The sequence below is a fragment of the Litchfieldia salsa genome, from assembly GCF_900104555.1.
In the GTDB taxonomy this organism is placed as follows: Bacteria; Bacillota; Bacilli; order Bacillales; family Bacillaceae_L; genus Litchfieldia; species Litchfieldia salsa.
In genome coordinates this window covers 816244-841421 of the sequence record NZ_FNJU01000001.1, presented here as the reverse complement: position 1 = coordinate 841421, position 25178 = coordinate 816244, and the positions used below count along the sequence as shown (strand labels likewise).

Here is a 25178-nt window from a genome sequence, read left to right as displayed (position 1 = left end):
TTTTATTGAGGCTGTCTCAAAGTGCTTTGTGAGACAGCCTCTATGTTTTGGAACATTAACTATCCGATAATGATCCGTTCTTTTGGGTAATGGTATTTCACTTCATTGTCACCACGATTTATTAAAAAGATAAACGATAAGATCCCGATTCGCCCGATAAACATTAAGGCTATAATAATTTCTTTACCAAGTGTGCTTAACTCAGGTGTAATCCCCATGGATAGTCCGGTTGTGCCAAATGCTGATGTTACTTCAAAAAGGATGGCAATAGTAGAAAAGGGCTCTGTAAATTTTAGAATAATAACAGATATGAAACATAATAACCCAGCCATCATGGTAATTGCCAAGGAGCGTTGTACATCATCTGGATGAAGCTCACGTTTAAATAATTTAATTGATTTGTTTCCTCTAGCAAAGTGTAAGAGGAATAGTAAATTTAATGCAAACGTTGTCGTTCTAACCCCACCTCCAACTGAACTTGGTGAAGCACCAATAAACATTAAAAAACAAATCACAAGAAGTGTAGGTTCTGAAAATAGACTAACATCCATCGTAGCTAATCCGCCATTTCTGGTGGTAGATGATTGGAAAAAAGCATAAAAGAATGATTCATGCCACGATTTATCAGCAAAGAACAAATCCCATTCTAAAACGAGAATAGCAATCGTACCAAAGAGCATCAGTGAAAAGAAAGTGATAGAAGTTAACTTTGTATATAAGGAAAAGTGATGCTTTACCTTATTCTCTTTATTAAGGATATAGTCTTTAACCTCAATAAGCACAGGGAATCCGATCGCTCCTAAAGTTAACAGAATTATATTAATAAACTGTACAAAATAATCTTGAGCAAAAGGGATTAACGATTGTCCTGTTATATCAAAACCTGCGTTAGTTGTTGCACTTACTGATGCGAATAATCCTTGTAAATAGGCTTCCTGCCATGTGGGAAAATATTTTAAAAAGTATGTACCTAATATTGCAGCCCCAATCAGTTCAATGATTAAAATAATAATAAGTATTTGTTTCATAAGATTAACCAGGCCTGAAAGGTTTGTCCGATTTTGATCAGTCATAATAAGGCGCCGTTCTCTTAGTCCAATCTTTTTTCCAATAAGCAACCAAAAAAACGTTCCTAATGTCATAATACCGATGCCGCCGAATTGTAAAATAAACATTAAGATAAAGATGCCGGGGGTACTAAATGTATCAACCGTTGAAACTACAGAAAGTCCTGTTACACTAATTGCACTTACTGCCGTAAAAACAACATCAATAAATGACCATGTAACACCCGGCTTTAAGGCAATGGGTAGACTTAGTAGAGATACTGAAATAATTACACTTAACAGGTAAAATGACACAATCAACTGAGCAGGTGATAATGAATTAATAATAGACTTTAGTTTTTTCATTCCAAAGAATACTCCTTACACTCCAATTTCCTCAAATCGAGTTAAATCGGTGTTTTTTCCGATCATAATAAGAATATCACCTTTGTTAATAATTTCATCAGGTTTTGGAGAAATTTTAATTTCCTCATTTGTCTGAATCCCAACAATATTACAGCCGAATTTATGTGAGATACTTAGTTCTTCTAATGTCTTATTATGAATCTTATCACTGGCAATAATTTCAACTATGCTATACTCCTTTGAAAGCTCAATATAGTCAACTAGTTTTTCGGAGACAATATGGTGAGCAATACGTTTAGCCATATCTCTTTCAGGATGAATCACTCGATCAGCACCAATTTTTTCAAGTACTTTTTGATGATAGGTGTTAATTGCCTTTACCCAAACTTGTTTTACTCCTAATTCCTTAAGTAAGAGGGTGGTCAATATACTTGATTCGATGTTCTCACCTAATGATACAAAAACATGATCAACGTTTTTTATGCCAATTTGTTTTAATATATTTTCATCCATTGTGTTAGCAAGTACAGCATGTGTTGAAAATTGGGCATAGGTATTAACTTTTTCTTCATCTTTATCAACTGCTAAGACTTCAACACCCATTTCATAGAACTCCTTTACAAGGCTTCCACCGAAATGTCCTAACCCTAATACAGCAAATTGTTTTCTCACAATGTTTTCCTCCAGATGTATAATGAATTCTAAAATGCAATAGTATGATTTTATCAGTAATAAGTAAGCTAGTAAATTGAACATTTAAAATAAATGGATTCTCTTTTATTGTTTACATCAAAAAGAGTTAAATACAGTTCTTTTCAATATAGTGCCTTTATAAGAAAAAAAAAGGATTGACCCAAATAGTTGGATCAATCCTCTAATTAATTCATTGCTTTACGAAGAGTTTCTATGTTTTTGTGCATGATGCTTAGGTAATCTTCTTTATTTTTAATATCTTCTTCTGTTAAGGACTCTAGATTATGAATCATAAGAGCTTCAGCCCCGATTTCATTTTTTACAACCTCTGCAACTTTTCCTGTTATATTTTGTTCAAAAAGAATATATTTAATCTCATGTTCTTTAGCAGTCTCGATAATCGTTTGTAATTGTTTTTGTGATGGTTCTTGTGTTGGTGAAAGGCCGGTTACACTAATTTGTTCAATTCCGTAACGCTTTTCCCAATAACCATATGCTGCATGAGATACTAAAATTTCAGGATGTGCTGCTTCATCAACTAGCTTGTGAAATTCTGAATCTAAGTCTTCTAACTCATGTTTAAGGTCAAGAAAATTTTGTTCAAAAACATCTTTGTTTTCAGGTGAGAGTTCAGTCAGGGCATTTTTTATGTTCTCAGCTAATGTAATTGAAAGAATTGGATCAATCCAAACATGCGGATCTTCATCTCCATGGTTGTGATCGTCATGATTGTCTTCAGTAGCATGACTCTCTTCATCGTCATGAGCATGGTTGTCTTCAGTAGCGTGACTCTCTTCATCGTCATGAGAATGAGCGTCTTCAGTAGCATGACTCTCTTCATCGTCATGAGAATGAGTGTCTTCAGTAGCATGACTTTCTTCATCGTCATGAGCATGGTTGTCTTCAGTAGCGTGACTCTCTTCATCGTCATGAGAATGAGCGTCTTCAGTAGCATGACTCTCTTCATCGTCATGAGAATGAGTGTCTTCAGTAGCATGACTCTCTTCATTGTCATGTGTCTGAGATTCTTCAGAATGAAACTCTAGCCCTTCACCAGCAGTAATGAAACGGACCTTTTCCTTTGTTAAAGAATCCTTTGCTGCATCAACAAACCCTTCTAGTCCAATCCCCGTATATATAAATCCATCCGCTTCCGCGATTTCTGTCATCGTTTTGGCTGTAGGTTCATAAGTATGAGCATCAGCCCCTGGTGGAATGACACTCGAAACAGAAACATAATCTCCCCCAATTTGTTCTGTGAAAAACTCCAATGGATAAATAGTTGTATAGATCAATAAGGAATCGTCAGATGTTGCAGTTTGTTCTTTAGAACAACCGGTTAGTAAAATTGCTATAATCATGGTTAATAATATACTACTCTTTTTTAAGTTCATGTTTTCTCCTCACATTCTATAGTCCCAATAAATTTTATCGTAATAATTACGATTTGAAAACTGGAAACTATTTGATTATTTTTTTATGTAGTATTATAGAAAAATTCTAGCTGAAATAAATAGTAACGATTACGATTTACAATATGTATAATAACGCATACAAAACCTTTTTACAAGATATTTTTTAAAAGTATAATAATGAAAATTATGGGAATAGAGCTTCTTCACTGTTAAACTATAGATATCGGAGCGTGGTAAAGTGAGTATCTTAGAAGAAATTCTTCTACACAACAAAGTATTTGTAGAAGAAAAAGAATATGAAAGATATCAAACCTCAAAGTTCCCGGAAAAACGATTAGTCATATTATCTTGTATGGATACAAGATTGGTAGAATTACTTCCTCAAGCAATGAACCTGAGAAATGGTGATGTGAAAATCGTTAAAAATGCCGGTGCAATTGTAAGTCATCCATTCGGAAGTATAATGAGAAGTATTCTTGTCGCAGTGTATGAATTAAATGCGAATGAAGTATGTGTAGTTGGACATCATGAATGCGGAATGAGTAGTATAAATTCGGATGTAATTTTAAAGAAGATTGTGGAGCGAGGAGTAGCAGAAGAAAAAATAGATACACTACGGTATTCAGGAATTAATCTACATAAGTGGTTTAGAGGATTTAATGATGTTGAAGAAAGTGTAAGACATAGTGTAGAAATGGTTCGAAACCATCCGCTATTGCCTTTAGATATACATGTACATGGATTGGTTATTGATTCAAGCACAGGTAAGTTAGAGGTTGTCGTAAATGGTTATGGTACGAAAGAAAAAACTCCTTCTCTTTAAGAGTGGAGTTTTTTGTATAACCCTAGTTTCAGAAATCAAGATATCCTGCGTGATTCCCCTTATGAATGCCCAAGGCTGAACGAGGCGCTTGGGATTTTTCTTAGAAGATCGAGCTAAACCAAAAGAATAATGGAATTCCAATGATCAGATTAAATGGTAAGGTTAAACCTAACGATGACCCTAAGTAAAGACCAGGATTGGCTTCTGGAATGGCTTGTTCGATTGCTGCAGGAGCTGCTATGTATGAAGAACTAGCAGTCAATATCCCTAACATAAAAGCCCCGCCGCTTGACATACCAATCAAGGAGGCAACCGTTACACCAATAAAACCACCAACAAGTGGTAGAATGAATGCGAACAGGAAGGATGTTATACGGAATCCTTTAAGCTTTTTCATTTGTTGAGTAGCAATCATACCTAGGTGTAGTAAGAAGATACATAAAATTCCATAAAATAAATCGCCAAATAATGGTTTGATTTTTTCTAGACCATCTTCTGAAGCTACTAGACCGATAAAAATTCCACCTATAAGTAGGAAGATACTTTTTCCAAAAAACGCCTCTTTAAATGCATGGCCTATACCTGAAGGATTACTTGTTTGGTTTTCTTTATTCATTAGTTTGTATAAAATGATGGCACCTATAATAGCGGGTCCTTCCATTACAACTAAGATGGCTGAGATATAACTTTCATATGGAATTCCCATCTTTTCCAAGAAGCCCAATGCTGCAACGAAGGTAACAGCACTTACAGAACCGTAATGTGCTGCAATGGCTAAAGAGTTCGTTGTATCAAATCGAAACACTCTTTTTAGAAGCCCATACGTTATAAAGAGCATAAGAATACTTAAAAATAAAGCAGCTCCGATAGAAGGTAGCATTGTGAAAAACGAAACAGTCTTTAATTCAACTCCACCTTTAATTCCAATTGTAAAGAGAATGATCATTGTATATCCACTATAAAAGGCTTCCGGTACTTTTAAATCTGAATTTACAATTACGGCGAGGATTCCCATTAAAAAAAACAAGATCATAGGTGAAAGTAAATTTGTTTGTATAATATCAACAATTAAACTCATAGAATTCCTCCTTTTAGTTGCATAAAGATAATTTAACTAATTATAATGAACAAGTGTAGCCCAAGACAATACTTGATTAGAATATATTTTAAAATAAATTAAAAGTGAGGAGATAGAAATTGAAGAGAATATTGTTAATAATGTTAGCTTTGTCCATAGTTACTGTAGCATGTGGTAGTAAAAATGAGAATATACAGAAGGAAGGTACGGAAGAAGAGAATGAACTATTACCATTGAATGTTGAAATTGAAACCTTGCCAGACACACTTAAAGCAAATGAGGTAGTGACGATCAATGCTTATGTTACACTCGGTGAAGAAGAGGTTGAAGATGCGAACGAAGTTCAGTTTCAGATTTGGGAAAAGGGAAAAGAAGAAGATGATGAATTTATTGATGCTACCCATGTAGGATCAGGTACATATACAATTGAAAAGACGTTTGATCATGATGGAATATTCTATGTTGTTGCCCATGTCACAGCACGAAATATGCATAATATGCCTAAAAAAGAATTGATTGTCGGTGATGGAGAGAGTGAAGAGCATTCACATGATTCACATGGTGAGGAAGAAAGTGAACATCATCATCATGAAAGTCAGCTATTTATTGAATTGAATCCTAAAGAAGCGAAAAGTAATAATGAAACAGAGCTTTCGGTCGAAGTAAAGCAAAATGATGAATTGTTTAGTGGGGCTAAAGTTTCGTATGAAATCTGGAAAGGCGAAGACCATAAACATGAATACGTTGATGCAGTTGAGTCTAATGGATCAGGTACTTATGTAGCCCAATATACATTTACAGAAGCAGGAGTATATGATGTTCGTATACATATAGAAAGTGAGTCATTACATGATCATGTAGAAAAAGAAATAACTGTGGAATAATGAAAGAAAAGAAAGAACCATAGAGTGAGTGGTTCTATATCAATCTTTCTGAGTGTCATCATTATTTTCTTTTTCAGGAACTGGATCAATCCCACCAGGATGAAAGGGATGACATTTTAAGATTCTCTTCATTGTTAACCAGCTTCCTTTAATGGGACCAAATCGAGAAACTGCTTCTAATCCATAATGGGAACAGGTAGGATAGAAACGACAAGTTGGTGGTGTTATTGGTGAAATGAATTTTTGATAAAAACGAATGACACAAATAATACTTTTCTGTACCAAGCTACCACCTCCTAAGTTTTAGTTACTAATTACTATACTGTACTAAAATCTGAAATGAAAGATAGTAGTCTTAAATGATGAAAAAAAGTAGAATACAAGGTATGATAAGTAAAAGGTTTTGAAAATACAAATGGAGGAGTTTTATTTATGCCATCAGTAGAAAGTTTTGATTTAGACCATTGTGCTGTAAAAGCACCTTATGTAAGACATTGTGGGGTTCATAAAGTCGGTAGTGACGGTGTTGTAAATAAATTTGACATTCGATTCTGTCAGCCAAATAAGCAGGCGATGAAGCCGGACGCAATTCATACACTTGAACATTTATTAGCATTCAATATTCGTGCACACGCTGAAAAATATGATCATTTTGATATCATCGATATTTCTCCAATGGGATGTCAAACAGGTTATTATTTGGTTGTAAGTGGAGAACCGACTGTTACAGAGATTATTGATTTACTAGAAGATACTTTGAAAGATGCAATTGAAATTACTGATATACCAGCTTCAAACGAAAAACAGTGTGGTCAAGCTAAACTCCATGATCTTGAAGGTGCAAAGCGATTAATGAAATTTTGGCTTGAGACTTCTAAGGAAGACCTCCATAAAGTATTTGGTTAAAGAAAAAAATCCCAGGATGAACTGGGATTTTTTTGTAACTACTTATTAATTAGAGTGATCTTTTAATACTGGTGGTTTCCGATGTTTTGTTGCTTGTTCAAATGCATATGCTAGTTTTAACAATTTGGGTTCACTATAAGCTCTGCTAGTAAATGTTATCCCAACAGGCTCACCTTCAGAAGTATATCCCGCAGGAACTGTAATGGATGGATAACCAGCCTTTGCTGGAATCCCTGCACCAAAATTATTTGGGAATACAATCGCATCTAGTTGATGTTTTTCCAACGTATAATCTATTCCTTGATCGGTGGATAGATATATATCCTGTTCAAGAGATCTTAGATAATCAGCTTCTGCCAATGTTCCACTGGTTTCTTCAGATTCTATTAAAAGTTGTTGTCCATACTTTAAGGTTTGATCTTCATTGTTATTGTTGAATTCTATCACATCTTTTAATGAGCGAATTGGGATAGAAGAGTCTAATGTTTGTAGGTACGCATTCAAATCTGCTTTAAATTCATAGTTAAGGACATCATAGGTCCATTCTGCTTTTGTTGAAGGAATGATGACATCATCTATCACATTTGCCCCTAGTTCTTGTAACTTCTCAACAGCCCTATCCATAACCTCTCGTTTTTCATCAGATAGATAATCAAAATAGACATCTCTAGCAATTCCGATGTGTGCTCCTTTTAAACTATGTTTATCAAGAAACTGTGTAAAATCTATCGTTGCTAATTCACGATTTGTAAGGGTGATTGGGTCTTGCTCATCTGTTGATGAGAGAACTGTTAAAAGAATAGCTGCATCTTTGACAGTACGTGCCATTGGTCCGGCTGTATCTTGACTGTGTGCAATCGGAATAATTCCGGTTCTACTTACTAAACCGACAGTTGGTTTAATTCCAACTAGTGAATTTTGACTAGCTGGGCTTAGAATTGATCCAGATGTTTCAGTTCCGACTGCTATAGTAGCTAAATTAGCAGCAATAGAAGCACCAGAGCCTGCACTTGAACCACCTACATCAAATGTTCCAGGACCATAAGGATTTAATACTTGACCTCCTCTTGAGCTATAACCACTTGGCATTCCAATCGTCATATAGTTTGCCCACTCAGTCATATTTGTTTTTCCGAGGATAATTGCACCCGCATCCCTTAAAACTTTTGCAACATGGGAGTCTTTTGAGGCAACTGAGTTTGCTAGTGCAAGTGAACCTGCAGAAGTATGCATTTTATCGTGTGTATCAATATTATCTTTGATAAGCACGGGAATACCGTGAAGTGGTCCACGTATCCCATTTGTGTTTCGCTCGGCATCAAGAGCTGATGCGATATGTAGTACGTCTGGATTTACTTCTAAGATTGAATTGATAGATACACCAGATTTATCGAAAAGCGCTATGCGATTAAGATACATTAATACTAGCTCTTTTGACGTAATTTCATTGTTAGTTAATTTTTCCTGGATATCATCAATAGTTGCCTCTACTAACCAATTTTCAGACAAGGCCTCAAGTCGTTTATTTTCCATGTTGGTCTCCTTTATCTTTTAGAGTATTTACATCACTCTGAGATGAAAGTTCATCTTCAAGCGGGTCGATTGTATGCTTATAATCATAGGCTTTCGAAGTTGTAATCAGTGAAAGTGCAAGTATAACGATTACAATAATTATGCATATCACTAAAACCATGTACATAACATTCCCCCTATGCAATTTATGTCTACTATTATTTTAGCATGCTGATAGAAAAAACGAACAAATTATTACAAAAATTCGACTCTTTTCATTTAACATGGGTAGAAAATAAATGTTTTGGTATGCTAGTTACGGGGAATAGTATAAATAGAAGGAGGAGATTGTTGTATGTCAGAACAATTAATTAAAACAGTTAACAAACAAATCGCAAACTGGAGTGTCCTTTATATTAAATTACATAATTACCATTGGTTTGTAAAAGGTCCTGCATTTTTCACACTCCATGATAAATTTGAGGAACTATATGGTGAAGCATCAGTTCATATTGATGAATTAGCAGAACGTCTATTAGCTCTTGAAGGAAGACCAGTAGCGACAATGAGTGAGATTTTATCAATATCTTCAATCAAGGAAGCAACCGGAAATGAAACAGCTGACGAAATGGTGCAAAACATCACAAATGATTTTGCAATTATTACGAATGAAATTAAAGAAGGCATGACACTAGCTGGAGAAGTAGATGATGAAACTACAGGCGATATGTTATTAGCTATTCATCAAAGCCTAGAAAAGCATGTTTGGATGCTTAAGTCATTTCTTGGAAAATAACAGAATAAATTTTAAAAAGCCTAGTACGTTCCCTTGTATGGAATGTACTAGGCTTTTTAGTATTTGAGTATCTAAATTTGTAGAAAGATTACCTTTGTTTCTTTATAATAGCTACAAATGCACATGAGTAAGAGAAATGGGGGAGAGGTATGATTGATTTAAGAAGTGATACAGTTACAAAGCCTACTGAACAAATGAGAAGAGCTGCGTATGAAGCAGAGGTTGGTGATGACGTCTATCAAGAAGATGTTACGGTGAGAAAATTAGAGGAAGTAGCAGCGGAGATGTTAGGAAAAGAGGACGCGTTATTTGTGACAAGTGGAACACAGGGGAATCAAATTGCGGTGTTAACCCATTGTGTGGCGGGTAATGAAGTATTGCTTGAAGCAGATTCTCATATTTTTTATTATGAAGGGGGTGCGATTTCTGCTTTTGCAGGTGTACAACCTCGAACAATTAATGGGGTAAGAGGAGTAATGAATCCTGAGGATATTGAGGCAGCCATTCGGGATGAGGATATTCATGTACCAGAAACAGGACTAATCTGTATAGAGAACACCCATAATCGTGCAGGAGGGGCCGTGGTGCCAACTCAAAATATGCATGACATTTATACGATTGCAATGAAGCAACAAATTCCAGTTCATTTAGATGGTGCAAGACTATTTAATGCAGCGGTTGCTTTAAATCAACCGCTTCATGAAATTGCACAATATACAACAACTGTACAAGTTTGTCTTTCAAAAGGGCTGGGTGCGCCAGTTGGGTCCATTATCGCTGGAGATCAAGCTTTTATTTCAAGAGCAAGGAAGTGGAGAAAAAGGCTTGGTGGTGGATTAAGACAGGTAGGAATGATTGCTGCACCTGGTCTAGTTGCACTTACAACAATGGTTGATCGATTATCGGAGGACCATCATCATGCTCAGAAATTAGCGAATGGTTTAAGAGAGATTAACGGTCTTGAAGTAGTGAATAGCGTTGATACTAATATTGTTTTAGTTGATGTGGCCAAAACAGGAATGACCTCAAAAGAATATATTCAAAAGCTATCAGAAAAAGGAATTCTTGCAGTTTCTTTTGGTCCAACAGTAGTCCGGTTTACAACACACTATGATGTATCACTTGAGCAAATTAACGAAGCTCTTCTTTGTATAAATAAAATTTAGTATCGAAAAAAAGGAGGATGACTGGTTTAGTCATTCTCCTTTTAATGTAGGTTTCTAAGCTGGTCAATGGTTAGCATTTTTGTTTGGCCAATCCCTTCACGTGCCATCTTTCCTTTTAAATTTTCAATCATATAAAAACCAACTAGATTGTATAATTCCTGATCTGATAATTCTGCAATCAATTGAAGCATGTCCTCACGATCTAACTGCTCTAAAACTGAAAAGGCAAGAATATCTGCATCTTCTTCATCACCGGTCAATTTATTCCGATACATTTCATATAACTCATCAATTAGTTTCATTGCATTCACACCTCTCTATCTATAGTATAGCGTTAAATGGTTAAATGATGCGACTAAAGATGTTCAAAAAAGCTAAATTATTTATCTTTTCATTTTTTAGATCAGGCTTATGTTTAAATGAAAAATGCATATTTATAGTAGGTTTCTGCAAAAGCTAAGTACATCTTGATGTACAGGAGTGGAGTTTAGATGGAACAACAACAAAAGACAACCTACTTTGTCTCAATAGCAAATGGAGAAATATCAAAATTAAAAACAGCGTCACCATGGGACTACCAAATCGAGGCCACAGACGATGAAATAATTAAATTAAGAGAATACTTTGATCAAGAATACTCATCAGACTGGCAAGGTTTTTTTAGAGCTCATGTTCCTTATATACAATATCACCATGATCCAAATAATGATGCATATGATGATAACATGCAAAAGGTTTTTGGATTACTTTACGAATTAGGAAATGAAGAAGCAAGAGAACATATAAAATCAATGGGACTCATATCTGCAATAGGTAACGATGGAGAATTTGATAGATAGTGAACAACGAAGAACTCTTATAATTGTTAGAAATATTTCTACAAAAGTGATGGTCTATGGTATGATAAAAAATAATAATTAGGTACCATATTGGAGTCGAAAGAGATGTTTGTATTTCAAGATTCATATCAAAACGAGGTTCATTTATCATTCACGAATGATCCATTTTGCCTAAATCCGAAGCATGTTTGGGTAATTTGTCGATATAAGGATCAATGGTTGTTGACTAAGCATAAGGAAAGAGGCTTGGAATTTCCAGGTGGGAAAGTAGAATTAGGTGAAAAGGCAAAGGATGCTGCTGTTCGAGAGGTAATGGAAGAAACTGGAGCAGAGGTAAAAGAGCTAATCTACTTAGGGCAATATAAGGTATTAGGTCGAGGGAAAACAATTGTGAAAAATATTTATTTTGCAGAAATATGTTCACTTACCAATCAGACTAGCTATTTTGAAACATATGGTCCAATTCTTATGCAAGACTTACCTGAATCGATTAAAACAAATAATGAATACAGTTTTATCATGAAGGATGATGTACTTGTACATAGTATAAAGCAAGTAGAACAACTCCTATGTGAAAGAGAGTGACCAATGAAATGGCCTCTCTTTTATATAGGAGTTTTTAGTTGTTTTTGATTAATTTTTTCTCAAGTAATTCTACAAGTTGATACATTAGTGTTGCAAAGACGGCAATAATTAATAGACTTAGTAGAACGAGTGAGAAGTTAAAAACTTGGAATCCATAAATAATCAAGTAGCCTAGACCCTTAGAAGAGACGAGGAACTCCCCAACAATAACCCCTACCCAAGACAAACCAACATTTACTTTGAGAGTTGAAATAATTGTAGGAAAAGACGCTGGCAAGATAGCTTGGCTAAAACACTGGGCCCGACTAGCTCCGAAAGTATTTAAAACCTTTAAGTAATTTGGGTCTACTTCTCTAAATGATGTATAAACAACTATCGTTGTAATGATTACTGAGATAATAGCACCCATCGCTATAATTGAAAAGTAACCAGGTCCTAATGCAACTATTAAGATTGGCCCAAGGGCCACTTTTGGCATCGCATTAAGAATGACCAAATAGGGATCAAGAATTTTACTTAATCTTGGAGACCACCATAGCATGGCAGCTAAAATTGTCCCAAGTAATGTTCCTAAAATGAATCCTAATACAGTCTCAAATAAAGTGATATTTAGATGTAAAAGAAGGGACCCATCATTAAGCTTGGTGACGAACAAGTTCCAAATCTTTGTGGGAGAACTGAAGATTAATGGATCAATCCATTGTTTTTGACTTGTAATCTCCCAACCTGAAAAGAATACGATAAAGATTAAGAGTTGATATAACCGAACAACTCGTTTTTCCTTTTTTTGCTCAGCGATATATTCCTGATGGAGCAGGTCAATGTTTTTATTAGGCTTCAAATTGATCTAACTCCTTCCATATTTCTTGAAAAAGTGAGGAGTACTCCGGATGTTGTCTAGCTTCAAAAGGTAATAAGTCTTTTAATTCCTTTGGTATATCAAAAACCTTTGCAACTTTTCCTGGATTAGCTGATAGTAAGAATATTTTGTCGCTCATCGCAATGGCCTCACCGATATCATGTGTCACGAGTAAAGCTGTTTTATTATAGTCTTTGAGTGTTGTTGACACGAGATCCTCAAGTTTTAATTTTGTTTGAAAATCTAGCGCAGAAAATGGTTCATCAAGAAGCAGTATTTTCGGATTTGTAGTAAGAGTGCGAACAAGAGCAGCTCTTTGGCGCATTCCACCCGATAATTGTTTTGGGTAAGATTCTTCTACCCCTGATAATCCAATTTCTTTTAAAAGAGAAAGTGCTTTTTTCTCATTTTCACCATCAAGGATATTCATGGTCTTTAGTCCAACTAGGATATTTTCTTTGATTGTTTTCCAAGGGAAGAGATAGTCTTCTTGAAGCATATAGCCAATAGAAGAATGTGTTCGATTGACTGGTTTATTTTCAATTTCTACTTTCCCGGAAGTAGGTGTAATGAGACCTGAGATGATGGATAATAAAGTGGTTTTCCCACACCCACTTGGACCAAGGAAGGAGACAAACTCCCCCTCCTTAATCGAAAGTGTGATATCTTCTAATGCTGTTTTTGCTGAATCTTTGGTAAAGTAGGTGTGATGAATATTGCTTATCGTTAAAAAGTCCATGCTTTTTCACTCCTATTCAGAAATGACCTTTTCAGCAATAGATGTATTCACAAGGACATCATGTTCAATACGCTCAGGAAGTTCTCCGGCTTCATCCATGATATTTTGTAGGTTAACCCATTCTTCTTCACCAAGAATCGGATCTGTTGCAAAAGAACCTTGACTCTTGTAACGATCAACTACTGTGGTTAAAAGGTCAATTGAAGTATCTGGGAATTGTTCTGAAATCGCCTCGGCAATTTCTTCTGGTTTATGGTCTTTTACCCACTGCTGTGCTTTATAAATAGCACGTGTGAATTTTTCTATTGCTTCTCCGTTTTCATCGATGGTGCTTTGCTTAGCCATAAATGTTGTGTAAGGTACATGACCTGACTCTTCTCCAAATGAGGCGATAATATAACCTCTGCCTTCTTCTTCAAAGATGCTAGCGGTCGGCTCAAATAATTGAACAAAGTCACCGGTGCCTGAAGAAAATGCACTCGCAATATTTGCAAAGTCAACATTTTGAATAAGCTCTAAATCATTACGTGGATCAATTCCATGTTGCTTTAGGACATATTCACCAACCATTTGTGGCATTCCGCCTTTTCGCTGACCAAGAAATGTACTATCTTTAAGTTGACCCCAATCAAAATTGTCTATTTTCTCCCGTGAAACTAGGAATGTACCATCGGTTTGTGTTAATTGTGCAAAGTTGATTACTGGGTCTGTTGATCCTTGTGCTTCAACATAAATAGATGTTTCTGATCCAACAAGACCGATATCGATTCCATCGGAAAGGATTGCTGTCATTGTCTTATCTCCACCAGCCGTAGTGGTCAAATCAATTTCCAATCCTTCTTCCTCAAAAAACCCCTCTGATAGGGCAACATATAAGGGTGCATAAAAAATCGTGTGGGCAACTTCACCTACTTTTAACTTCTGAACACTATCGTTATTACAAGCGGCAAGAGGAATAATAAGTAACAAAGATAAAAATAATGTTAAAATACGCATAAATGATAAACCTCCTAATGTATTAAAAAACTATTTGATTTTATACAGTAGACTATGTAGGGTTCCGAAAATGTGTGAATGCCTATAAATAAAAATATTTTTCCACCTTAAGGAGTGAGATGCTTGTATCATGAAGGTGAGATTATTGAAAAACAACGATATCCTTCACCCAATCCAACTATCAACTTATATCTGGTTACATACTATTGCCAGGGTTTAAGAATTAAAGGTTTCCTTGCTGAGCCAAAAGCAGAGGGGAGCTATGATGGATTTCTCTATTTACGTGGAGGAATTAAAAATGTTGGCAAAGTTCGCATTGGCCGTATTATTCAATTTGCAACTGAAGGCTTTGTAGTGATGGCTCCCTTTTATAGAGGAAACCAAGGTGGGGGAGGGAATGAAGACTTTGGTGGAGATGACCGTTATGATGCCATTGCTGCCTATAAAGCTTTAGAATCAAATGAAAAGGTGAACGCAGAGAGAATTCATGTATTTGGTTTTTCACGTGGCGGTGTAATGGCTCTTTTAACTGCTATCCATCAACCCTCAGTTTGTTCGGTTGTATCGTGGGGTGGTGTGAGTGATATGAGTTTAACTTATGTTGAGCGAAAAGATTTAAGAAGAATGATGAAGCGCGTAATTGGAGGGACACCAACGAAATATCCGATGCGGTATAAGTGGAGGACTCCGCTCTATAATCTTGAAGAGTTGATGGCTCCAGTCCTTATCATTCATGGAGTCAAGGATCAAAATGTTTCAATTGAACATTCCTACCGGCTAGAAAAAAGATTAAAAGAACTGGGCAAAGAAGTTACTAGTTGGTACTATAATCAATTTACTCACTATTTTCCTCCTTTTGAAAATCGTCAAACCGTCAAACATTTGACTCAATGGATGAAAAACCAAGCGAAGAAATGATATGATAAGATTAGAATGAAAATAAGGAGCGAAATACAATGGGGATGCCACTTGAACTTAACACTTTAATTGTCACTAAGGGTAAAGAAGAAAGAATTGAAGAAAATCTTTTTACAGTTGTTAAAGAAGGCTATCGCTTATATCCAATTGAAATACCTGTAGAAGTTAGAAAGACATTAGATAGTGAGACAAGCGGACAAGCACTCATCAAAAAGCTCGAATTAGAACAAAATCGAACCCTCATTACATATGAATTAATTAAGTTGAATTCGACTAACTAGGTTGAGAAATGATTGATTTAGATTAAGGAAATGTCCTTCATAGCTAGTATGAGGGACATTTCGGTTTGGGGTAATGGAGATTTTGTCCTTCATAACCCTGATGAAGCACTCTTCTCTTGGGTCTTTGTCCATCATGGGCTGATGAAGGACATTTTAGTGTTGGTGATAAGGATTTTGTCTTTCATAACTGTTCAAGAAGGACAGAATCAATCTTTAAAGTGGGCCGCCCTTTTCATACACTTCTTCTGCAACATTTGAAAATTGTTTAAAGTTTTCTTTGAACTTTAACGCTAATTCTTTGGCTTTAATATAGTAAGCATTTTGATCGACCCATGTTTTAGCTGGCTGTAGCACATCATCAGGTACGCCTGGGACATGAAGGGGGATCTCTAACCCAAAGACATTGTCAGCTTTAATTGTTTCAGTGTGAAGGAGGTCTCCCTCAATTGCAGCTTGGATCATAGCACGAGTGTATTTAAGCTTTACTCGTTCGCCAACCCCGTATTCTCCACCTGTCCATCCTGTATTTACTAAATACACTTGAACATGATGTTGGTCAATAAGTCCACCTAGCATATCTGCATAGGTTGTTGCCGGAAGGGGTAAGAATGGTGCTCCAAAGCATGTTGAGAAAGTTGCTTCAGGAGAAGTGATTCCCCGTTCTGTTCCTGCTAGTTTACTTGTATAACCACTTAAGAAATGATACATGGCTTGCTCTCTTGTTAACTTACTAATCGGAGGTAACACTCCAAACGCATCTGCTGTAAGAAAAATAATGGTTGTTGGGTGTCCTGCTAGACTTGGATCAACAATGTTATCCATCGCCTGTATCGGATAGGCTGCACGAGTGTTTTCAGTGAGAGAACCATCTTCATAATCTGCCACTCTGGTCTCCTCATTAATTGCAACATTTTCTAATACTGAGCCAAATCGAATGCTATCAAAGATTTGTGGTTCCTTCTCTCGTGATAAAGAAATACACTTTGCATAACAACCGCCTTCTATATTAAAAACACCTGAACTAGACCAGCCATGTTCATCATCGCCGATCAGTTTCCTTGTCACATCAGCAGACAAAGTTGTTTTACCAGTTCCAGATAAACCAAAAAAAAGTGCGACATCGCCTTCTATACCGACATTGGCTGAACAATGCATTGGTAATATCCCTTTTTGAGGTAAAAGATAGTTCATACAAGAGAAAATTGCTTTTTTCATTTCTCCAGCATATTCAGTTCCACCAATTAGAACGATTCTTTTCTCGAAAGAAATGATGATGAATGTTTCAGAGTTTGTACCGTCTTCTAGTGGATTTGCTTTAAAGGTTGGAGCGGATATGACAGTAAAATCAGGAGTATGGCTCGCAAGTTCATCTTCAGTAGGGCGAATAAATAATTGTCTTGCAAAAAGATTATGCCATGCATACTCATTTATGACACGAATTCCCATTCGGTGGTTAATGTCAGCACCAGCATATCCATCAAAAACAAATATCTCTTCCTTTTGATGTAGATAGTTTATTATTTTTCTATATAATTTTTCGAAGCTCTCTGATGATATGGGTTGATTGATGCTCCCCCAATTAATTTTTTCAAGTATAGAAGGTTCTTTTACAATATATTTATCTTTAGGTGAACGGCCTGTATATTTACCTGTTGTTGCACCGATGGCTCCTGTTGAGGTTAAGACCGCTTCATTTCTCGCAAGGATTTTCTCAACAAGACAAGGAACTGATAAATTATGATAGAAATGATTTTGCCTCAATAATGTGCTAATTTTTTCTGCTATTATATCAACTGAACTCATAAAAACCCCACCTTTTGCCAGAAAATAAGAAGTTGAGAAAACGTTATCATTTTACTCGGAATAAGTATAACACATTGGTTTTAATGTTTCATACTATAATTATCTATTTTATGCAAATTTAACCGGAAAGTGAATATAGAGTAAAAGTAGTACATCCTTAAAATCTTTGTGACTTCATTGTTGACACTGTATGTTCGGTACGTTATGATATGTCATTGAACGGATACTCTCTTATCCCGAGCTGGTGGAGGGACAGGCCCCATGAAACCCGGCAACCATTACTATTCTATTTATAGTTAAGGGATTAATTTCCCCTAGCTTCATTTGATTTGGTGATAAGGTGCTAACCTGATGCAAGGCTTTATGCTTTGAGCGATAAGAGTGAAAGGCGATTACATAAATGGACCCTTTCCTCTAGATGAAGGAAAGGTTTTTTATTGTATATATGTATCGTGATTTGCTAATAGAAAATTCTTAAGAAACGATGGCTAGTCTATCTTTACGTTGTGATTTACATAAATAGTTCACTTACGAAAAACACACTTCACAATTTGTTTAGAGCGTTTTAGCGAAGTTTTCTTCATAAAATGGGCTTAAGTTATGAATACTAAGGGAATGAGTACCGTATCTAAAACAATGTGAACAGGCTTCACCTGTTTCACCATTTATAAAGGAGGAAGCGTTTGTCATGTCAAAAAAACGCCGTTTATTTACATCAGAATCAGTAACAGAGGGACATCCGGATAAAATTTCTGACCAAATTTCTGATTCAATTCTTGATGCAATTTTAACAAATGATCCAAATGCGCGTGTTGCTTGTGAAACATCAGTGACAACAGGTTTGGTTCTAGTTGCAGGGGAAATTACAACGTCTACATATGTTGATATTCCTAAAATTGTACGTGAAACAATACGTGGAATTGGATATACTCGTGCAAAATATGGCTTTGATGCTGAAACATGTGCTGTATTAACATCAATTGATGAACAATCAGCAGATATCGCAATGGGTGTTGACCAGGCTCTAGAAGCTCGAGAAGGACAAATGACCGATGAGGAAATTGATGCAATTGGAGCTGGTGACCAAGGTTTAATGTTTGGTTTCGCGATTAATGAAACAAAGGAACTTATGCCCCTTCCGATTTCATTAGCTCACAAATTAGCTCGTCGATTAACTGAAGTTCGTAAAGAGGATATCTTACCATACCTACGTCCGGATGGAAAAACACAAGTAACCGTTGAATATGATGAAAATGATAAGCCTGTGAGAATCGACACGATTGTTATCTCGACTCAACATCACCCTGAAGTTTCTCTAGAACAGATTCAACGTAACATAAAGGAACATGTTATTAAACCAGTAGTTCCGAGTGAATTAATTGATGAAGACACGAAATACTTTATCAATCCGACTGGCCGTTTCGTTATCGGTGGACCTCAAGGTGACGCTGGTTTAACAGGACGTAAAATCATCGTTGATACTTACGGTGGTTATGCTCGTCATGGTGGGGGAGCATTCTCAGGAAAAGACGCAACGAAAGTTGACCGTTCTGCAGCATATGCAGCACGTTATGTTGCCAAAAATATTGTGGCTTCAGGACTAGCAGATAAGTGTGAAGTCCAATTAGCTTATGCGATTGGTGTTGCTCAACCAGTTTCAATTGCAATTGATACGTTTGGTACGGGTCAAGTGTCAGAAGAAGTACTTGTAGAAGTTGTACGTAGTAATTTCGATTTACGTCCTGCAGGAATCATTAAGATGCTAGACCTACGTCGTCCAATTTATAAACAAACAGCTGCATACGGTCATTTTGGTCGTACAGATTTAGACTTACCATGGGAAAGAACAGATAAAGCAGAGACTCTAAAAGCTCAAGCTCTAAAATAAATGAATAAAAAGAGTTGCACATTCGTGTAACTCTTTTTGTGTGGAAAATAATCCATCTGAATATGTAACTTTTTGTAGAAAAAGACGTCAAATAGAATATTGATTATGTTACAATCTAGAGTATTGGTTACACTGACTATTAGAATCCTAATCGTCAGGTCTATAATGAAAAAATAATAAGAATAAGAAGGTGAATTACATAAATGTGTGGATTCATAGGATGTATACATGATAAAGAAACAACGATAGATGAAGTGAAAAAAGCACAGTTTGAAGACATGAACACGATTATCACTCATCGTGGTCCAGATGATGCAGGGTATTTTTATGATGATCATATTCAGTTTGGCTTTAGACGTTTAAGTATTATTGATATCGAAGCTGGTCATCAACCACTTTCTTATGAAAATGAGCGATATTGGATTATTTTCAATGGGGAAATTTATAATTATCTGGAATTAAGAGAAGAACTTGTGAATAAAGGTTTTGAATTTGCAACACATTGTGATACTGAAGTGATTATTGCTCTTTATAGTGATATCAAGGAAAAGGCAGTAGAACAGTTAAGAGGAATGTTTGCCTTTGTTATTTGGGATAAGCAAGAGCAAACCTTGTTTGGAGCTCGAGATCAATTCGGAATTAAGCCTTTCTTTTACTTAGAAAATGAAGATAAGACCTATTTTGGATCTGAAAAGAAAAGTATTCTATTGGCACTAGAAAATGATGTATTAAATTATGATTCTCTTCAATACTATTTAACTTATCAATTTGTGCCAGAGCCAGAAACGATGTCTTATGGAATAAAGAAGCTAGAACCAGGTCATTATTTCACAAAAAAGCTAGGTGAAAAGATGGAAATCAAAACATATTGGAAAGCATCTTTTCAACCAAAACATGCTAATGAAGAGCAATTGGTTAAAGAAATTCGTGACGCCCTATATGACTCTGTGAAGATTCATATGCGAAGTGATGTTCCTGTTGGTTCCTTTTTATCTGGTGGAATTGATTCTTCGATTATTGTCTCAATTGCAAAAGAATTTCATCCAAGCATTAAGACTTTTTCTGTCGGGTTTGAACGAGATGGTTTTAGTGAAATTGATGTCGCAAAAGAAACAGCAAGTAAGCTAGGTGTCGAAAACATTAGCTATGTGATCTCGCCTGAGGAATATATGAATGAGCTGCCTAAGATTATATGGCATATGGATGACCCTCTTGCAGACCCAGCAGCTGTTCCACTATACTTTGTGGCCAGAGAAGCTCGTAAGCACGTAACTGTTGTGCTATCTGGTGAAGGAGCTGACGAACTATTCGGTGGATATAATATTTACCGTGAGCCTCAGTCACTCGAGGTGTTCAACAAGATTCCTGAACCTGGTAAGGCAATGCTTCGCAAAATCGCAAAGATTCTTCCAGAAGGAGTTAGAGGGAAGAGCTTTATCGAACGTGGTGTTACTCCAATGGAAGAACGTTACATTGGGAATGCAAAAATGTTTGCTGAGGATGAAAAGAAGCATCTTTTAAAAGGATATAAAGCGGGATTAGACTATACAAACATTACGGCTCCTTTTTATCAAGAGACAAGAGGGTATGAACCTGTAAACCGCATGCAGTATATTGATATACACACATGGTTACGTGGAGATATCTTACTAAAAGCAGATAAGATGACAATGGCACATTCATTGGAATTACGTGTTCCATTCTTGGATAAAGTTGTGTTTGATGTTGCTTCAAAAATCTCACCTGAATTGAAGACAGCTAACAATACAACAAAGTACATTCTTCGTAAAGCAGTTGAAGGAATTGTACCAGACCATGTGCTTGAACGAAAGAAACTTGGGTTTCCTGTACCAATTAGGCATTGGTTGAAAAATGAAATGCACGATTGGGCAGTAAATATCATTAACCAAAGTGATACGGCTCATTTATTTAATAAGAATTTGATTTTAAACCTGTTGGACGAACATTGTAAAGGTAAGCATGATCATAGCCGGAAAATATGGACCGTTCTTGTTTTCATGGTTTGGCATCAAGTCTACGTTGAGAAAGTTTATGACTTTTCGAACGTCTATAAAGAAACAAAAGCACCTGCTGGTGTTTAATGTAATAAACAAACAAAAATCACGCACTTAATAGAGCGTGATTTTGTCTTTTTATTGATAATAGGTAATAGCTTGTCTCCCCATTTGTTCCCAAGCCTTTATGAAGTCCTCTTTGGGTGCTTTTTTATTTTTTGTTCCTGTTTGAGGATCATTAAAATAAATATACTTATCATCATAACCTGTAATTAATACTGAATGTTCCTTGAAGGTAATATCTATCAGTCCCTCACTCGTATGCCAAGTTTCAAATAAAGAAGGCGATAGTTCCTTGTAGTGAACATTTGTAATGATCCATACAGGTGTGTCTTTTGATAAGTGCTTCTTTACCTCTTCAAAGTCACTTCCTGTAAAATCAATTATTTGTCCAGGCAGAAATTGATCAGCTAAATCTGCAATTGGTCCGTGATAAACACCATACCCTTTATTATTGAATGAATACATATCTCCAACAAAGCCAATATTAGGATTACCGAAGTAAATCTTGCCATCAGCTTCTTTATATGGAGTTTGATCCTTCCGGACAGCTTTAGCAAGTGTCATTTTATCAATGTTAACCCCTGCATCTTGAAGTAACATGGCCAAGCTCGTTACTTCACAACCTCGAGGAAGCCCAGGAAATTGATTAATTACAGGTGCATCAAGCAAAACTGATGATTTTATTGGTGCTGGCTGAGCTTCAGCATGTGCCACAACAGCTTCGACAGGTTGTGTAATCGGCTTATTATTATGATCAGTTCTGAATGCTTTGACCCTGTCACTAACACGCTGCCAGTCAGTATGGTGAACAAACAAGATGCTAAATAAGCTGAAAAATAAAAGAGAATAAATCGATGCTATACGTTTAAAAGGTTTCCCTTTCTTTCCACTTAATATATAGATAATTAAGGCTATTGTAATGAGCCCTGATAAAAGAACTAAAGCAATTGTCATAACATTACTCCTTATTGTTATAGTTCCTTTTTATCATACCATGAATTCGTCTTAAACAATCAAAAAAAGTGCTTCCTTATAAAGGTAAGCACAGATAAGTAATAAGAAAAGGGATAAGTAGGGTGGTTCTATAAATGGATGATTTAAAATTAAGCGTATTTTACGTCTTCTTGTGTATGAAGTATTTCAATGTATTCAGTAAGCAGATTATCAAAAATAACATCCCAAGATTGCGTTAATGCGTAGGACCGTCCAGCTAGCCCCATTTCCTTTCGGTAATGACCATCATTTATCAACTTAAGAATGGCTGAAACAAACTCATCAACTTGATTTGGGTTACAAAGTAAACCATTTCTTTCATGCTGAATGATACTTTTGACACCTCCAGAATTTGCTCCAATAACTGGAGTACCGCAAGCAAGCGATTCTAATACAACATTACCAAAGGTTTCTGTTGGGGATGGAAAAATAAACAAGTCAGAACAAGCATATACTTCAGCTAATTCTTCTCCATTTAGAAAGCCAGTAAAGGTCATGTTAGGTGGTGCGGTTTTCATCATTTCATCTTTAGAAGGACCGTCCCCAACGATTAACCATTGTATTTGATCATGTAAATAGTTTGGAATCGCCATAGCTATTTCAATTAATGTTGTTACGTCCTTTTCTGGTGATAATCTGCCAACATAAGTAAGGATATAGGTTGATTTGATTTGATATTTATTCAGGAATACTTCTCTTGAATGATTTGGGTGGAATAGATTACAGTCAATACCCCTTGGCCAAATACTTAGATTGGTGAATCCATGCTTTTTTAAATCAGTTAAGGTTTCTTTAGAGGGGACAAAAATTCTCTTAAATGGCCGATGAAACCAATGCATATACTTCCAAAGAACCTTAGATAAAAACTGTAGCTCATAATAGTTTAGATATTGATCAAAATTAGTATGATAAGAGCCCACAACTGGAATGTTCATTTTTTTTGCGTAATGCAATCCTGTTAGACCAATATTGAATGGAGTTGCAATATGAATTAAGTCTGGTTTGAAAAGTTGAAGCTCTGATTTAATGGAAGGAAGGTTCGGTAATCCTAATCGGCATTCAGGATATAAGAAAAAAGGGAGACTAATAAAACGATGTATTTGATGCTCGAAAATGGTTTGACTTGTACTCTCGGGTGCAAAAACTCTATATTCAACCCCTTGTTTTTCTAAGTAGGTTGTTAATCTTTTTAATGTCCTTGCAACCCCGTTGACATCAGGTGCGTAAGTATCCGTAAAAATAGCGATTTTTTTCATAGTAGCCCTCCTAAATCAAGCCCAAGATAATTACCTAGGTAACTTGTGACAGAGAAAAAAGAAATAATTCCAATGATTGAACCAAGAAAAATTCCAACTAGTACATCTGAGGGATAATGTAAACCTAAATAAATTCTTGAGATGCCCACCAAACATGCGACCGGGATTAAGAATAAAGAAAGCGTTGGGAAAAACATGACTATTGGAAGGATCACTGAAAAGATAGCAGTTGTGTGACCGGATGGGAACGAATGGTCTTTTAATGGTTTGTTTTGATGCTTTGTATGCTCCAACGCGATATAGGGTCTTAAACGAGGGTAGAACTTTTTCATTATAGCTACTGGGATATGACTAAGTGCTAATGAAATGGCACATCCTACTCCAGCCAATTGGAGTTGACCTGTAGAAAAGAAAATGATGGCTAAACAAGTTAAAATCGTAAACGAAGCGCCGCCTAAATGTGTAATCGTTCTAAAAAATAAGTTTAATCCTTTTACGTCATAATGCTTATTGACATTATAAAAAAGCTGACATTCTACCGAATAGCAATTTAGCATTATTTTAGTAATCATTATCTATCGCCCCCTATACAACTCTATTTGAGATTTATTGTATCAGTGCGATTTAAAAGGAATAATAAGTGGTTGTAAAGATTAAGTAAAGTATAGATAAGAGGAGGTAGTAGGGAGAAAGAGTGAGTGAAAACTCACTCTTATAGCCAGTGTCTTTCGGTTCTTATTGTAAAGACTTATAATACTGTCCCTTTTCAACATATTCCTGTCGAATTCTACCCATATCCTTTTTGTCTTCTTCGGTTAGAGGACGAACAACCTTTGCAGGTCTCCCAAGAGCTAACGTATGTGGGGGGATTTTTTTTCCTGGTGGAACAAGACTGCCGGCACCAATAAAGGCACCTTCACCAATTTCAGCACCATCAAGTATAATAGAGCCCATTCCTATTAATGCATTCTTTCGGATGACTGAGCTATGTAGGATAACTCCATGTCCTATTGTTACATCATCTTCGATCAGTAGCGTTTTATTTGGACTTTGATGAAGACAGGAGTTGTCTTGAATGTTTACTCGATTACCTATAATTGTAGGGGCCACATCTCCTCTGATCACAGTGTTAAACCAGACTGTGCTATAATCCCCAATCCTGACATCTCCGGTGATGGTTACAAAGTCAGCAATGAATGCTGAATCGGAGATTTTTGGATGTTTATCTTTATATGGATATATCATGAACTCTCCCTCT

Annotated in this window: 27 protein-coding genes and 1 riboswitch; of the genes, 11 read left to right on the top strand and 16 right to left on the bottom strand. The window is 36.1% G+C overall.

Annotated features, from left to right (window positions below):
• Positions 1–59: 59 nt before the first annotated feature.
• From BLQ56_RS03645 to BLQ56_RS03635, 3 genes are all read right to left on the bottom strand, one after another.
• A complete protein-coding gene (locus tag BLQ56_RS03645) occupies positions 60–1412 on the bottom strand; it encodes a TrkH family potassium uptake protein (protein WP_090849975.1) in 1353 nt (450 codons plus the stop codon).
• 15 nt (positions 1413–1427) lie between these two features.
• The gene (locus BLQ56_RS03640; protein ID WP_090849973.1) at positions 1428–2084 is read right to left on the bottom strand and encodes a potassium channel family protein; all 657 of its coding nucleotides are present in this window, start codon (positions 2082–2084) and stop codon (positions 1428–1430) included.
• A gap of 206 nt (positions 2085–2290) precedes the next feature.
• On the bottom strand, positions 2291–3499 hold the full coding sequence (locus BLQ56_RS03635; protein ID WP_090849971.1) for a metal ABC transporter solute-binding protein, Zn/Mn family: 1209 nt from the start codon (positions 3497–3499) through the stop codon (positions 2291–2293).
• Positions 3500–3758: 259 nt separating this feature from the next.
• On the opposite strand from BLQ56_RS03635, the gene BLQ56_RS03630 reads away from it, so the two are divergent.
• On the top strand, positions 3759–4343 hold the full coding sequence (locus BLQ56_RS03630) for a beta-class carbonic anhydrase (protein ID WP_090849969.1): 585 nt from the start codon (positions 3759–3761) through the stop codon (positions 4341–4343).
• Between the two features lie 100 nt (positions 4344–4443).
• Here BLQ56_RS03630 and BLQ56_RS03625 read toward each other — a convergent pair whose 3' ends face one another.
• Positions 4444–5421, bottom strand: a complete 978-nt coding sequence (locus BLQ56_RS03625; RefSeq protein ID WP_090849965.1) for a sodium-dependent bicarbonate transport family permease — start codon at positions 5419–5421, stop codon at positions 4444–4446.
• Between the two features lie 119 nt (positions 5422–5540).
• Here BLQ56_RS03625 and BLQ56_RS03620 point away from each other — a divergent pair, with 119 nt between their 5' ends.
• Complete coding sequence (locus tag BLQ56_RS03620; RefSeq protein ID WP_090849963.1) at positions 5541–6305, top strand: FixH family protein; 765 nt, start codon at positions 5541–5543, stop codon at positions 6303–6305.
• 39 nt (positions 6306–6344) lie between these two features.
• On the opposite strand, the gene yidD is transcribed toward BLQ56_RS03620, so the two are convergent.
• The gene (yidD, locus tag BLQ56_RS03615) at positions 6345–6590 is read right to left on the bottom strand and encodes a membrane protein insertion efficiency factor YidD (RefSeq protein WP_090849961.1); all 246 of its coding nucleotides are present in this window, start codon (positions 6588–6590) and stop codon (positions 6345–6347) included.
• A gap of 147 nt (positions 6591–6737) precedes the next feature.
• Here yidD and BLQ56_RS03610 point away from each other — a divergent pair, with 147 nt between their 5' ends.
• Positions 6738–7211, top strand: coding sequence for an S-ribosylhomocysteine lyase (locus tag BLQ56_RS03610; protein WP_090849959.1), 474 nt, complete (start codon positions 6738–6740; stop codon positions 7209–7211).
• 45 nt (positions 7212–7256) lie between these two features.
• On the opposite strand, the gene BLQ56_RS03605 is transcribed toward BLQ56_RS03610, so the two are convergent.
• Complete coding sequence (locus tag BLQ56_RS03605) at positions 7257–8744, bottom strand: amidase family protein (RefSeq protein ID WP_090849957.1); 1488 nt, start codon at positions 8742–8744, stop codon at positions 7257–7259.
• Positions 8734–8910 (bottom strand): YtzI protein, encoded by a 177-nt coding sequence (ytzI, locus tag BLQ56_RS03600; RefSeq protein WP_090849955.1) that lies wholly within the window; start codon positions 8908–8910, stop codon positions 8734–8736. The genes BLQ56_RS03605 and ytzI overlap by 11 nt, the downstream gene beginning before the upstream one ends.
• Positions 8911–9078: 168 nt before the next feature.
• On the opposite strand from ytzI, the gene BLQ56_RS03595 reads away from it, so the two are divergent.
• Together BLQ56_RS03595 and ltaE are read left to right on the top strand one after the other, a co-directional pair.
• Positions 9079–9519, top strand: a complete 441-nt coding sequence (locus BLQ56_RS03595) for a Dps family protein (protein ID WP_090849953.1) — start codon at positions 9079–9081, stop codon at positions 9517–9519.
• Positions 9520–9668: 149 nt separating this feature from the next.
• On the top strand, positions 9669–10685 hold the full coding sequence (ltaE, locus tag BLQ56_RS03590) for a low-specificity L-threonine aldolase (protein ID WP_090849951.1): 1017 nt from the start codon (positions 9669–9671) through the stop codon (positions 10683–10685).
• 41 nt (positions 10686–10726) lie between these two features.
• Here the strand turns inward: ltaE and BLQ56_RS03585 are convergent, their stop codons facing one another.
• On the bottom strand, positions 10727–10987 hold the full coding sequence (locus BLQ56_RS03585; protein WP_090849949.1) for a DUF6154 family protein: 261 nt from the start codon (positions 10985–10987) through the stop codon (positions 10727–10729).
• A 189-nt stretch (positions 10988–11176) separates the two neighbouring features.
• Between BLQ56_RS03585 and BLQ56_RS03580 the strand changes: the two genes are divergently transcribed.
• Complete coding sequence (locus tag BLQ56_RS03580; RefSeq protein WP_090849947.1) at positions 11177–11524, top strand: hydrolase; 348 nt, start codon at positions 11177–11179, stop codon at positions 11522–11524.
• A gap of 105 nt (positions 11525–11629) precedes the next feature.
• Complete coding sequence (ytkD, locus tag BLQ56_RS03575) at positions 11630–12109, top strand: RNA deprotection pyrophosphohydrolase (RefSeq protein WP_090849945.1); 480 nt, start codon at positions 11630–11632, stop codon at positions 12107–12109.
• A 34-nt stretch (positions 12110–12143) separates the two neighbouring features.
• Here ytkD and BLQ56_RS03570 read toward each other — a convergent pair whose 3' ends face one another.
• From BLQ56_RS03570 to BLQ56_RS03560, 3 genes are read right to left on the bottom strand one after another with little or no spacing between them, the layout of a single operon-like run.
• Entirely contained in the window at positions 12144–12950 is an 807-nt protein-coding gene (locus BLQ56_RS03570) for an ABC transporter permease (protein ID WP_090849943.1), read from the bottom strand.
• Positions 12940–13707, bottom strand: a complete 768-nt coding sequence (locus tag BLQ56_RS03565) for an ABC transporter ATP-binding protein (RefSeq protein ID WP_090849941.1) — start codon at positions 13705–13707, stop codon at positions 12940–12942. The genes BLQ56_RS03570 and BLQ56_RS03565 overlap by 11 nt, the downstream gene beginning before the upstream one ends.
• Before the next feature lie 12 nt (positions 13708–13719).
• On the bottom strand, positions 13720–14703 hold the full coding sequence (locus tag BLQ56_RS03560; protein WP_090849939.1) for an ABC transporter substrate-binding protein: 984 nt from the start codon (positions 14701–14703) through the stop codon (positions 13720–13722).
• A gap of 123 nt (positions 14704–14826) precedes the next feature.
• Here BLQ56_RS03560 and BLQ56_RS03555 point away from each other — a divergent pair, with 123 nt between their 5' ends.
• Positions 14827–15621, top strand: coding sequence for an alpha/beta hydrolase family protein (locus tag BLQ56_RS03555; RefSeq protein WP_090849937.1), 795 nt, complete (start codon positions 14827–14829; stop codon positions 15619–15621).
• Between the two features lie 38 nt (positions 15622–15659).
• A complete protein-coding gene (locus tag BLQ56_RS03550) occupies positions 15660–15902 on the top strand; it encodes a DUF2584 domain-containing protein (protein ID WP_090849935.1) in 243 nt (80 codons plus the stop codon).
• A 213-nt stretch (positions 15903–16115) separates the two neighbouring features.
• Here BLQ56_RS03550 and pckA read toward each other — a convergent pair whose 3' ends face one another.
• Positions 16116–17705, bottom strand: coding sequence for a phosphoenolpyruvate carboxykinase (ATP) (gene pckA / locus BLQ56_RS03545; RefSeq protein WP_090849934.1), 1590 nt, complete (start codon positions 17703–17705; stop codon positions 16116–16118).
• A 228-nt stretch (positions 17706–17933) separates the two neighbouring features.
• A riboswitch (SAM riboswitch) is annotated at positions 17934–18087 on the top strand.
• A 306-nt stretch (positions 18088–18393) separates the two neighbouring features.
• On the opposite strand from pckA, the gene metK reads away from it, so the two are divergent.
• Together metK and asnB are read left to right on the top strand one after the other, a co-directional pair.
• Complete coding sequence (gene metK, locus BLQ56_RS03540) at positions 18394–19593, top strand: methionine adenosyltransferase (protein WP_090849931.1); 1200 nt, start codon at positions 18394–18396, stop codon at positions 19591–19593.
• Positions 19594–19796: 203 nt separating this feature from the next.
• Positions 19797–21695 carry an asparagine synthase (glutamine-hydrolyzing) gene (asnB, locus tag BLQ56_RS03535; protein WP_090849929.1) on the top strand — a complete coding sequence of 633 codons (1899 nt, stop codon included), beginning with the start codon at positions 19797–19799 and terminating at the stop codon, positions 21693–21695.
• Between the two features lie 51 nt (positions 21696–21746).
• Here the strand turns inward: asnB and BLQ56_RS03530 are convergent, their stop codons facing one another.
• From BLQ56_RS03530 to BLQ56_RS03515, 4 genes are all read right to left on the bottom strand, one after another.
• A complete protein-coding gene (locus tag BLQ56_RS03530; RefSeq protein WP_090849927.1) occupies positions 21747–22625 on the bottom strand; it encodes a C39 family peptidase in 879 nt (292 codons plus the stop codon).
• 149 nt (positions 22626–22774) lie between these two features.
• Complete coding sequence (locus BLQ56_RS03525) at positions 22775–23920, bottom strand: glycosyltransferase family 4 protein (protein ID WP_090849925.1); 1146 nt, start codon at positions 23918–23920, stop codon at positions 22775–22777.
• A complete protein-coding gene (locus tag BLQ56_RS03520; protein ID WP_090849923.1) occupies positions 23917–24492 on the bottom strand; it encodes a phosphatase PAP2 family protein in 576 nt (191 codons plus the stop codon). The genes BLQ56_RS03525 and BLQ56_RS03520 overlap by 4 nt, the downstream gene beginning before the upstream one ends.
• 163 nt (positions 24493–24655) lie before the next feature.
• Positions 24656–25165 carry a gamma carbonic anhydrase gene (locus BLQ56_RS03515; RefSeq protein ID WP_090849921.1) on the bottom strand — a complete coding sequence of 170 codons (510 nt, stop codon included), beginning with the start codon at positions 25163–25165 and terminating at the stop codon, positions 24656–24658.
• Between the last annotated feature and the right edge of the window lie 13 nt (positions 25166–25178).